We start from the raw sequence: 12,022 nt of genomic DNA, 5'->3' as shown, positions 1-12,022 counted from the left end.
AGCCATGATCAAACTCTTCAATTCAAGTTCAATCGCTCAATACTGCTGACATAAAATGTCACTACTTAATAAAGTATTATGAATTTCTAGTTAGCACCTATTAAGACTTCAAAATTAAAAAATATTTTTAAAACAAGTCAATCAACAAGTGCCCACACAGATTGTCTGATATATTGTTAAAGAGCAAAAAAGAACGACGCACTGGATTTTATCATATTTCACAACAGTGCGTCGTTGTGTGGGGTGTATTATAGGGATTTTCAAAATCCTTGCAAGTACTTTTTGCAAATAATTTATCGTTTGTTGAAAATACATACACAAAAAATAAAATTACGCCAACAAATGGTTTATTTTTCTCCAAGTTTTGTAAATTGAAGCTTGCTTAAATCCACCAATGCATCTGGTTTAATATCGGCAATAGTACGATTGAACAGCCCGCAGCTTTGGCACGCTCAAGAGCATTTTTCATAAAGCCACGATCTTTTAATACATAAAGCTAGAATCACATCGGGCGTTTAATCGCTGGACCAACTTCCTCAATCGGGCAGATTGACACGGTTGAAAGGGTAAATGGCACGCCTTTTTTATCTGCCGCTTGTGCTGCTTGGACTTCCCCACGGCACGCATACATACCGCACGCCCCAAAGCGTGCAAGAATGGTCGAAATTGAAAGTTTTTCGCCAAATAACTCAATGCTGGTATCTAAGTCAAACATATCTTTTATGTACACGTTGTCTTAACGCAATATTTTCCAAATCGCTCATATTGCGGACAAGTGTTTGATCTGCATAAGAACCGCCATCGGCATAGTGTAACATAAAAGGAGGAACACGGCGACGTGCCGCTTCACAATAGTCGCTGACTGATGAAATAATCATTTTGACCTCTTTGAATTTTGTTAATAAGAAATTTACCAAAGTGTAATATTAATTTAACAAGATTAAATACTAATTATTCTTATTTTTATGTCTAGATCGCGGTTTATTTTGGAGAGAATAAAAAAACGTGGGTAAAAGATTACCCACAATTTAAGTATAAGAAATAAATTTAATTATAAAGTTCTCTATTTATCTTAACATAATCTTCACAACCAGCTTGAACACCATTATCACAAGCCCTACCAAACCATTCCCTAGCTTGATATTTATCCTGTCTGACCCCAAGCCCGAAGTAAAACATTATGCCTAAATTACGTTGTGCAATTCCCTCTCCTTGCTCAGCGGCTTTTCTATACCATTTTACAGCCTCAAAATAATCTTGCTTTACTCCTTGCCCTTTATGATACATTACGCCTAAATCTGATTGAGCACCTGCATAACCTTGTTCAGCTGCTTTTTTATACCATTTTACTGTTTCAACATAATCCTGTATGACACCTTCTCCTGTTCGATACATATACCCTAAATTATATTGAGCTCTCACATGGCCTTGCTCAGCTGCCTTTTTATACCATTTAGCTGCCTCAACATAATCTTTTTTTACACCATCGCCCCACCTATACATATGACCTAAATTAAATTGAGCTTCCATAACGCCACTATTAGCTAAAGGTAACCAAATTTTTAGAGCGTTTTGGTAATCTCCTCTTTTAACAGCAGCAAGCCCTTTCTGAAATTGTTGATATGCCTTCTCTCCATCTTTTGATGAAGCCAAAGAAAATGTAGAAACACCTAAAAGTGTAGTAATTAAAAATACTTTCGCAAATTTCATAAAATAATCCTTTTAATAATCAATAAAAATAGGGTAAATCTCAGATCATCATCGAACGCTAATCCGTTGATGAACCTCAATTTACCCTCTTATCTATAAATTAGTAATTTCTATTAAACTGAAATTGCTCTGTATCTGGCGAATAAGTTGCATATTTAGGGCAAATCGTTTCACCTTGTGGTAAGAAAGCAGTTACATACCCCGCTGCATAATAATCTGTGCGAGCTGGCTTGTATGCACACTCAACCTTTCCAGAATACGCATCATATTGCGAACCGATCAATTCCATTTTCCATACTCTTGGCTGTTTAGGCTTGGACTCACAAGCAGATAACGCAAAAACAGATAAAGCAACAACACCGTATAGTGTTAATTTTTTCATAAAGACCTCACAAAGATTTTGAATACAAATTGATTTAACATTTGAATAATGATAATTTCGCCATAAAATTTATCCACCAACTCAAAAGCGATAAATTCACCTAAAAACATAGAAAATTAAACTAGGAGTATATGATGGGTGTTCACGATACCATTCGAACAATAAGAGAACTTAATCAATGGACGCAGGAAGATATGGCCGAAAAATTGAATATTTCGGTGAATGGTTATTCAAAAATTGAAAGAGGAAAATCTAAGCTAACCTTAGAAAAACTAGAGCAAATTGCGAATATCTTTAACATTAACGTTTCTGATCTTTACTCCGCTAAAGAAAAAGGATTTTTTTGTTTATTTAGTGAAAATAGTCAAAACAATTCAAATATCTATGCCAATACTGATGCAGTCGTCTTTGAAAATGAAAAATTATCACTCATAATTCAGCATAAAGATGAAATTATAAAAAGACAGGAAGATGAAATATCTACTTTAAGAGAGATGCTCAAATTACTGCAAAATAAATAAGACTCACTTTACAGATCTCTTTGACATCATCCTCGCCCTAAAGAGCAGGAATTTTAGTCTATTTTTATTACATCTAAAGATTCAAATCCCCATAGGTGTAAAGCTTTTTTAAATTGAGATTCTTCTAGAAAATGTTCAGTACAAAACATTTGATTATGTTTTTCACCTTGAGCTCGTACACTTTTACCATCGAGCAAATATTTTATCCGCTTAGCAATCGCCGCGCCAGGATCCATAAAATATTTAATTTGTGGCAAGCACAACTGAATTTCATCTTTGATGAGTGGAAAATGAGTACAACCTAAAACTAATGTATCTAAATCTGCCATGTCTGCCCACGGAGATAACTCATCTTTTAAACTGATTAGATCAACGGAATGACCACGAATTTTTTGCTCCGCAATTTCTACTAATTTTGTCGTTCCCAATCTCTCAACAATACAATCTTGCGCAAATTTATCAATTAAATCATCGACATAATGACGTTTTACCGTACCCTTTGTAGCTAATAAACCAATATGTTTTGTCTTTGTCATTTCTGATGCAGGTTTAATAGCGGGTACAGTCCCAATGATAGGAATATCAAAAGCAGCTCGCAAAGGCGGAAGCACAACTGTACTCGCTGTATTGCAAGCTATCACAATTGCATCTAATGGATAACGTTGATTAACAAGTTGGCAAACCGCTAAAGTGCGGTGAATAATACTTTCTTCTTCGCGTTCTGAATAAGGGAATCCCGCATTATCAAAACAATAGAGATAATGCCAATTGGGTAATAATTTTTTAGCTTCACGATATACGCTAAACCCACCCACTCCAGAATCAAAAAAGAGCACAGTTGGGCATTTTTCTTTTTTATTCATTTATAAAACTCTTTCAAAAATAACCGCACTTTAGGCATTCGAATAAATTTCTCGATTATTTAGCCAACGACGGATTAAACTTTCTGCCACATTCGGATATTTTACAATTAATGCTTTAGCATAATGTTGAACTGTTGGGATCATTTTACGATCACGCATTAAATTCGCCACTTTAAATTCGGCAATTCCTGTCTGTTTAGTGCCCAATACTTCACCAGGGCCGCGAATTTCTAAATCTTTCTCTGAAATCACAAAGCCATCTTGGCTATCACGCAATACCTGTAAACGTTTTTGCGACACTTTCCCCAACGGCGGTTTATACATTAAGACACAAAAAGACGCCGTACTGCCACGCCCTACTCGTCCACGTAACTGATGGAGTTGTGATAAGCCCAAACGCTCAGCATTTTCAATGATCATTAGACTGGCATTCGGCACATCCACGCCAACTTCAATCACGGTTGTAGCCACAAGCAAATCGAGTTCTGCATTTTTAAAGGCAGCCATAATATCTTGTTTTTCTTGTGGTTTCATTCGCCCATGTACAAGGCCAATTTTAAGCATCGGCAGCGCTTTCGTTAAATCTTCCCAAATGGCCTCGGCTGCTTGCGCTTCTAGCACTTCAGACTCATCAATTAATGTACAAACCCAATAAGCCTGACGTTTTTCATTAATACAGGCATTTTTGACTCGAGCAACGATTTCATCGCGACGCTCTTCAGAAATAACCACTGTCGTAATCGGTGTTCTACCTGGAGGTAATTCATCAATAATCGACGTATCAAGATCAGCATAAACCGTCATCGCTAATGTTCTTGGGATTGGTGTTGCTGTCATGATCAGTTGGTGCGGATAAAATCCTGCTTTTTCGCCTTTTTCTCGCAACATCAAACGTTGATGCACACCAAAACGATGCTGCTCATCAATAATCACCAAGGCTAAATCCGCAAATTCCACTTCTTCTTGGAATAAAGCATGTGTCCCCACCACCATTTGCACAGCACCCGATTTAATCTTTTCCAATTCGGTTTGGCGAGCTTTCCCTTTCACCTTACCCGCTAACCAGCCTACTTCAATACCAAAAGGTTCTAACCAACGGCGGAAATTATTCGCATGCTGTTCCGCTAAAATCTCTGTTGGCGCCATTAAAGCCACTTGTTTGCCATTATCAATCGCTAATAAGGCTGCTAAGGCTGCCACTAAGGTTTTCCCCGAACCAACATCCCCTTGAACAAGGCGCATCATTGGATAATCTTTCGCTAAATCCTGCTCAATATCCGCCACCACTCTATTTTGGGCATTCGTTAGTTGAAAAGGCAAAGATGTAAGAAAACGTTGCTTCAAATCGATTTGATAATGCAATGGCAACGCTAAAAACTGCTGCGCACCCAACCGCACTTTTTGCATCGCAAGATTATGTGCAAGAAGCTCTTCAAAGATAAGTCGTTGCTGTGCGGGATGTTGTCCTTTCTCCAAAATATCTAACGAGATATCTGGCGGCGGACGATGCAGAAATCGAATAGCATCCTTTAAACTAAAAGGATGGGGATTAAATTCATTAGGTAAAATTTCCGTTAATTGGATTTTATCGAGTAAAACCAATGCTTGATCGGTTAGCTTACGTAATGAATTTTGCTTTAAACCTTCCGTTGTGGAATAAATAGGCGTGAGCGTTTCCTCTAAAACCAATGGCGCATTATCCCGTATGATTTGATATTCTGGATGATGAATTTCTGCCATAAAACGCCCGCGTTTAATTTCACCAAACGCTTTGACGCGCGTACCAATCTGAAAACTGTTTTTCATCCCCGCATTAAAATTGAAAAAACGGAGCATAATCTTGCTCGTTCCATCAGAAAGACTTACGGTTAAAATAGGACGGCGCCCAAAGGCAACTTCACAGGTTTGGACAACCCCTTCAATGGTGGCATATTGTTCAGGACGAAGATCAGCAATGGGTGTTATTCTCGTGCGATCTTCATAACGGATGGGTAAATGAAAAAGCAAGTCTTGGAGATTATGAATTCCAAGACGGCTTAATTTATCGGAGATTGCCGCGCCTACACCAGATAAAGTGGTTAGAGGAACGGCATCGAGAAGTTGCATGCTCATTATGCTTCATTAATATTGCGCTTCAAACGAATCACACTGGTAATTTGTTTGATTTTTCGCATAATGTTTTCTAAATGATAGATATCTCTCGCGCCAACTTGGATAATAACTAATAGCACATTATTCTCTAATTCTTCAGTCCAAATACTTTGAATATTACTTTCACAAGTCGCGACCGCTGTCATGAGACTACCTAATACATTTTGTTCATTAAGCATTTCAATGTGTAATTCGGCATCAAAATTGACCGCACTTTCAGCCTCTTCCCATTTTGCCGCGGTGAAATCTTTGGCATTACCTGACGTTAAATTAGAACAAGCTTGATGATGTACAACCACGCCTTTCTTCGCCGTACTTAATGCCACGATCGGATCACCCGGAATTGGATGACAACATTGAGCGAAAGACGCTTTCATTTCGCCATCTCGGCTTAACGTTAGCGTACTTTGTGTGTTTTCAGATACACCATCCACATCAATTTCAATGGCCTCATCCATTAATTGATGAGCAATGACACTCGACATTTGGTTACCTATGCCAATTTCCTCAAAAAGCTCATTGAGGCTTGAGAGATTCAATTCATTTAGTAACGCTTGGATTTTCTCTTCAGAAACCTCAGAGAGATAATGTGGTTTTAAGGCCATTTCTAGCTGTTTTTTACCCGTCTGAACCGCATCATCTGCACGCAATAATTTTAAGAAATGACGAATACGGGTTCTTGCGCGAGCCGTCACTACAAAGTTTAACCAGCTAACGCTTGGATGAGTATTTTCACTGGTCACAATCTCAACAGTTTGACCAGATTCTAAAGCTTGTGATAACGGATAAGGTTTATGCTCTACTACTGCCGCAACACAATGATTTCCCACATCAGAATGCACGGCATAAGCAAAATCGACAGCTGTTGCGCCCATTGGTAATTCAACGATACGACCTTTCGGCGTAAAGACATAGATTTCTTTTGGGAAAAATTCAGATTTTACGTTCTCAATAAACTCAAAGGAGTTACCCACGTTTTGTTGAATATCCACTAAGCTTTGTAACCAACGTTGTGCACGTACTTGAGCGGTGGTGCTATCGTTTTTACCACCTTCTTTATACACCCAATGAGCGGTAACTCCCATTTCGGCAACCTGCTCCATTTCTTCAGTTTGAAGATGAACTTCTACTGGGACACCATGAGGGCCAATCATTGAGGTCTGTAAAGCTTGGTAGCCATTTGCACGTGGCACGGCAATATAATCTTTCACTTTACCAGGACGAGGCTTATACAAACTATGCATTTGCCCCAACCCGCGATAGCAATCATCCACCGAATTCACAATAACGCGGAAAGCATAAATATCCATAATGGAATGGAATTTCTGATCTTTCATGCGCATTTTTTGGTAAATTTTATAGAGATGTTTTTCACGTCCCCAAATACGATTTGTAATGCCCACATTATCAAGACGTTGTGAAATATCATTAGAAATGCGTTGAATCAATTCTTGACGAGAGCCACGCGCTTGTTCGACGAGCTTTTTCAGTACTTCATAACGACGAGGATGCATTGCTTCAAAAGATAAATCTTCTAATTCATTCTTGATATGCTCAATGCCTAAACGGTGGGCTAATGGGCAGTAAATCTCTAGAGTTTCTTTTGCGATACGACGGCGTTTATCCGGACGCAATGAACCCAACGTTCGCATATTATGGGTACGGTCAGCCAGTTTGATTAAGACGACGCGAATATCTCGAGTCATCGCTAAAATCATTTTGCGGAAGTTTTCAACCTGTGCTTCTTGGCGGGTACGGAATTTCAATTTATCTAGTTTCGATACGCCGTCAACAATTTCGGCTACGCTAGCACCAAATTCATCTTTTAATTGGGATTCGGTATAAGGGGTATCTTCGATAACATCGTGCAATAACGCGGCCATGATTGCTTCATGGTCTAAATGCATTTCCGCAATAATTGAAGCTACTGCAACAGGGTGAGTAATGTAAGGTTCGCCGCTTGAGCGAAATTGTCCTTCGTGAGCATCTCGCGCAATGACGAATGCACGTTTGATTAATTCAATTTTATCGGCGGGCAAATACCCCTGAATAATTCGATCTAAATCTGCAAACAATTCCAAAGGACACCTGACTTTTTGTAGAGAGAAAGACTAGGCGATCAAAATAGCTTTAATTTTGACCGCTCTTTAATGAGATTATTCTGCGATTAACGCTACAGCCACTTCTTCATTACGTTGAGAAACTGCCGCATCTAAATACTCTTTTGCATCCATGATTTCTTGGTTGATTAACCCTTTTTCGATTTCACGTAATGCGATTACTGTTGGTTTATCGTTATCTTCCGGCACTAACGGCTCACTTTGATGTAACTCTAATTGTCTCGCACGACGAGCGGCGGTTAAAATTAAATCAAAACGGTTACCAATTTTTTCTACTGCATCTTGCACAGTCACTCGAGCCATGTTTTACTCCGATGTTAAAAATAATGTCTATAAAGGGAAAATATTGTACTCAATTCAAGCTTATTTTGCTAGTAGCTGATGAATTAAGTCCGCATTTTCTGTTTGTTGATAAGCTTTGGTCAAGCGTTCCGCCTGCAAAATGCTTTGTAAATCTGCCAATGCCTGTTCAAAATTATCGTTCACAATAACATAATCATATTCATCATAATGCGAAATTTCGCTGATTGCTTTTGACATTCGCTCAGCAATGACCTCTTTGCTATCCTGTCCACGTCCAACCAAACGACGTTCTAATTCAGGCAATGATGGCGGCAAAATGAAAATACTTTTTACAGAAGGTACTTTTTGACGAATTTGCTGTGCACCTTGCCAATCAATATCTAAAAACACATCAATGCCTTTTGCTAAGTTTTCTTCAATTGCTGGCAATGAAGTGCCGTAATAATTGCCATCAAACACTTTTGCGTATTCTAAGAAATGGCCTTTTTCAATTAAGGTTTCAAATTCTTCTACTGAAACAAAATAATAATGCACTCCATGACTTTCGCCTGGTCGAGGTGAACGTGTCGTGTGTGAAATAGACACCATTTTTTTCGTGCCTTGATTTTTTTCTAATAACGCGGAAATTAATGATGACTTGCCCGCCCCACTCGGTGCAGAAAGAATATATAAATTACCTTGAGACATAATTGAAACCTCTTGTTGTTGTTTGTTTTTATTATACAAAAAGAAAATGAAAAGTGCGGTCAAATTTTCATTTGTTTTTACAAATCATTAAAAAGTGATCGAGATCACAAAAAAGTGGTATATACCCTTTTTTTTATCAAAATGCCCATGCTATAATCGACCGGAACTCGTTAGAGCAACGATTTTGTTTAACTTAAAAAATAGAAGGTGAAAATCTTATGGCTATTAAAATTGGTATCAACGGTTTCGGCCGTATCGGTCGTATCGTATTCCGTGCAGCACAACATCGTGATGACATCGAAGTTGTAGGTATCAACGACTTAATCGACGTTGAATACATGGCTTACATGTTGAAATACGATTCAACTCACGGTCGTTTTGACGGTACTGTTGAAGTTAAAGACGGTAACTTAGTCGTAAACGGTAAAACTATCCGTGTTACTTCTGAACGTGATCCTGCAAACCTTAACTGGGGTGCGATCGGCGTTGATGTTGCAGTTGAAGCAACAGGTTTATTCTTAACTGATGAAACAGCACGCAAACACATCACTGCTGGTGCGAAAAAAGTCGTATTAACAGGCCCTTCTAAAGATAGCACACCAATGTTTGTACGTGGTGTAAACTTCGGTGCATACGCAGGTCAAGATATCGTGTCTAATGCTTCTTGTACGACAAACTGTTTAGCACCTTTAGCACGTGTTGTTCACGAAACTTTCGGTATTAAAGATGGTTTAATGACCACTGTTCACGCAACCACAGCAACTCAAAAAACGGTTGATGGTCCATCAGCTAAAGACTGGCGCGGTGGTCGTGGTGCATCACAAAACATCATCCCTTCATCTACTGGTGCAGCGAAAGCAGTGGGTAAAGTATTACCAGCATTAAACGGTAAATTAACTGGTATGGCGTTCCGTGTTCCTACTCCAAACGTTTCTGTAGTTGACTTAACTGTAAACTTAGAAAAACCAGCAACTTATGAACAAATCAAACAAGCAATTAAAGATGCAGCGGAAGGTAAAACTTTCAACGGTGAATTAAAAGGCGTTTTAGGTTACACTGAAGATGCTGTAGTTTCTACTGACTTCAACGGTTGTGCTTTAACTTCTGTATTTGATGCTAATGCGGGTATCGCATTAACTGATTCTTTCGTTAAATTAGTATCTTGGTACGATAACGAAACTGGTTACTCAAACAAAGTATTAGACTTAGTTGCACACGTTTACAACTACAAAGGCTAATCAAAATCGCTAAAAAATTAACCGCTCTTTTTAGAGCGGTTTTTTTATTTCCAATTCATTTCACTTAATCAATATTTTTAAATTCTTTATTTCTCATCCAGAGATAAAAATAGAAAATAAATATGTCTATTATTTATTCTATATTCACAAAATAACAACATTTCACTAGATTTTAAATTTATTTCGTTTATATTAGCGTACACTTGTTCGCTCAAATAAGGCTTATATGAATTTAGAACGTCATTTCGTCAATCGAATTCGCCAACAGGCAAAAACTCGTCAAAATGCAACCGCACTTCGCCATAAAATTAATGGCTTATGGAAAGATATTTCGTGGAACGCATTTCAACAACAGCTTGATCAGCTGTCATTAGCTTTTCTTGCTTGTAACATTCAAGCACAAGATAAAATTGCGATTTTTGCACAGAATATGTCACGTTGGACAATCGCAGATATTGCGGCACTTCAAGTCCGCGCTATAACTGTTCCAATTTATGCAACCAATACCGCACAACAAGCTGAATTTATTTTAAATCATGCCGATGTCAAAATTCTGTTTGTCGGTGATCAAGAACAATATGATCAAGCGTTAGAAATTGCGCATCAATGTCCACAATTACAAAAAATTGTGGCCATGAAAGAACAAATTCAATTGAGTGAAAATACTCTTTCTTGCCATTGGGACGATTTAATTAAATTAGGCAAAGCCGAATTTCAGGCTGAATTTGAAACTCGCTTAGCAAATAAAACGATGGATGATTTATTCACGATCATCTACACCTCAGGCACAACAGGTGAACCAAAAGGCGTCATGCTTGATTACAGTAACTTGGCGCATCAACTTGAAGCCCATGATATGGCATTAGATGTTAATCAAGATGAGGTTTCACTTTCTTTTTTACCGTTTAGCCACATTTTTGAGCGTGCTTGGATTGCCTATGTATTACATCGCGGAGCAATTCTTTGCTATCTCGAAGACACCAATCAAGTACGTGAAGCATTAACGGAAGTACGTCCAACCTTTATGTGTGCAGTACCGCGTTTCTATGAAAAAATTTATTCTGCTGTGCTTGATAAAGTTCAAAAAGCGCCTTTTATTCGTCAGATGATTTTCCACTGGGCGATTACAGTGGGACAAAAACGTTTTGATCTTCTCTCTCAAAATAAAAAAGTCCCGTTCTTCTTGCAAAAACGCTATGCATTGGCCGATAAGCTGGTACTTTCTAAACTGCGTTCATTGTTAGGCGGACGAATTAAAATGATGCCTTGCGGTGGCGCAAAATTAGAACCAAGCATTGGGCTTTTCTTCCATAGCATTGGGATTAATATCAAACTCGGTTACGGCATGACAGAAACCACGGCAACCGTTTCTTGTTGGGATGACCATCATTTTAATCCGAATTCTATCGGTAAATTGATGCCAAATGCAGAAGTTAAAATTGGTGAAAATAACGAGATTCTGGTGCGTGGTGGCATGGTAATGAAAGGCTACTATAAAAAACCTGAAGAAACGGCTCAAGCCTTCACTGAAGATGGGTTCTTGAAAACGGGAGATGCGGGTGAATTTGATGCTGAAGGTAATTTATTTATTACCGACCGCATTAAAGAATTGATGAAAACCTCTAACGGTAAATACATTGCACCACAATATATCGAAGGTAAAATCGGTAAAGATAAATTTATCGAGCAAATCGCGATTATTGCTGATGCCAAAAAGTATGTTTCTGCCTTAATCGTACCTTGTTTTGATAGCGTAGAAGAATATGCGAAAAAACTGAATATTAAGTATCAAGATCGCATGGAATTACTCAAACACTCTGAAATTATCAAGATGTTTGAACAGCGTATTGAGAGCCTTCAAAAGGAACTCGCTCACTTCGAGCAAGTGAAGAAATTTACGCTACTCTCTCAAGCATTTAGCGTCAAACTTGGTGAAATCACCCCTACGCTCAAATTACGCCGAAAAGTGATTATGGAACGCTATCATCACATCATTGACTCGATGTATTCCAGCAATAAAGAGAACAAGGAAAATAAAGAATAAAAA

The 12,022-nt window shown here is 38.3% G+C and carries 10 protein-coding genes and 1 pseudogene; 3 read left to right on the top strand and 8 right to left on the bottom strand.

Annotated features, from left to right (window positions below; all coding sequences use genetic code 11):
• Positions 1 to 409: 409 nt before the first annotated feature.
• From ACXVWB_RS04715 to ACXVWB_RS04705, 3 genes and pseudogenes are all read right to left on the bottom strand, one after another.
• Positions 410 to 878, bottom strand: a pseudogene (locus ACXVWB_RS04715) (alpha-hydroxy-acid oxidizing protein); the annotation flags it as partial.
• A gap of 169 nt (positions 879 to 1,047) precedes the next feature.
• Entirely contained in the window at positions 1,048 to 1,710 is a 663-nt protein-coding gene (locus ACXVWB_RS04710) for a tetratricopeptide repeat protein (RefSeq protein WP_289901385.1), read from the bottom strand.
• A gap of 100 nt (positions 1,711 to 1,810) precedes the next feature.
• A complete protein-coding gene (locus ACXVWB_RS04705) occupies positions 1,811 to 2,092 on the bottom strand; it encodes a hypothetical protein (RefSeq protein ID WP_289901386.1) in 282 nt (93 codons plus the stop codon).
• A gap of 131 nt (positions 2,093 to 2,223) precedes the next feature.
• On the opposite strand from ACXVWB_RS04705, the gene ACXVWB_RS04700 reads away from it, so the two are divergent.
• Positions 2,224 to 2,613 carry a helix-turn-helix domain-containing protein gene (locus ACXVWB_RS04700; RefSeq protein ID WP_354669538.1) on the top strand — a complete coding sequence of 130 codons (390 nt, stop codon included), beginning with the start codon at positions 2,224 to 2,226 and terminating at the stop codon, positions 2,611 to 2,613.
• A gap of 53 nt (positions 2,614 to 2,666) precedes the next feature.
• Here ACXVWB_RS04700 and murI read toward each other — a convergent pair whose 3' ends face one another.
• From murI to gmk, 5 genes are all read right to left on the bottom strand, one after another.
• A complete protein-coding gene (gene murI / locus ACXVWB_RS04695) occupies positions 2,667 to 3,476 on the bottom strand; it encodes a glutamate racemase (RefSeq protein ID WP_128787052.1) in 810 nt (269 codons plus the stop codon).
• A gap of 30 nt (positions 3,477 to 3,506) precedes the next feature.
• Complete coding sequence (recG, locus tag ACXVWB_RS04690; protein ID WP_458485221.1) at positions 3,507 to 5,588, bottom strand: ATP-dependent DNA helicase RecG; 2,082 nt, start codon at positions 5,586 to 5,588, stop codon at positions 3,507 to 3,509.
• On the bottom strand, positions 5,588 to 7,708 hold the full coding sequence (spoT, locus tag ACXVWB_RS04685) for a bifunctional GTP diphosphokinase/guanosine-3',5'-bis pyrophosphate 3'-pyrophosphohydrolase (RefSeq protein WP_128787050.1): 2,121 nt from the start codon (positions 7,706 to 7,708) through the stop codon (positions 5,588 to 5,590). Before spoT ends, recG begins: the two co-directional genes overlap by 1 nt.
• Before the next feature lie 75 nt (positions 7,709 to 7,783).
• Entirely contained in the window at positions 7,784 to 8,050 is a 267-nt protein-coding gene (gene rpoZ / locus ACXVWB_RS04680) for a DNA-directed RNA polymerase subunit omega (protein ID WP_289901387.1), read from the bottom strand.
• A 60-nt stretch (positions 8,051 to 8,110) separates the two neighbouring features.
• Complete coding sequence (gene gmk / locus ACXVWB_RS04675; RefSeq protein WP_289901388.1) at positions 8,111 to 8,737, bottom strand: guanylate kinase; 627 nt, start codon at positions 8,735 to 8,737, stop codon at positions 8,111 to 8,113.
• A gap of 218 nt (positions 8,738 to 8,955) precedes the next feature.
• On the opposite strand from gmk, the gene gap reads away from it, so the two are divergent.
• Entirely contained in the window at positions 8,956 to 9,975 is a 1,020-nt protein-coding gene (gap, locus tag ACXVWB_RS04670) for a type I glyceraldehyde-3-phosphate dehydrogenase (RefSeq protein WP_128787049.1), read from the top strand.
• Positions 9,976 to 10,201: 226 nt separating this feature from the next.
• On the top strand, positions 10,202 to 12,019 hold the full coding sequence (locus ACXVWB_RS04665; RefSeq protein WP_128787048.1) for an AMP-dependent synthetase/ligase: 1,818 nt from the start codon (positions 10,202 to 10,204) through the stop codon (positions 12,017 to 12,019).
• Positions 12,020 to 12,022: the final 3 nt, after the last annotated feature.

The sequence above is a fragment of the Haemophilus sp. SZY H53 genome (assembly GCF_054332375.1).
The sequence above is the reverse complement of the archived record's forward strand: the minus strand, read 5'-3'. Positions and strand labels throughout refer to the sequence as shown.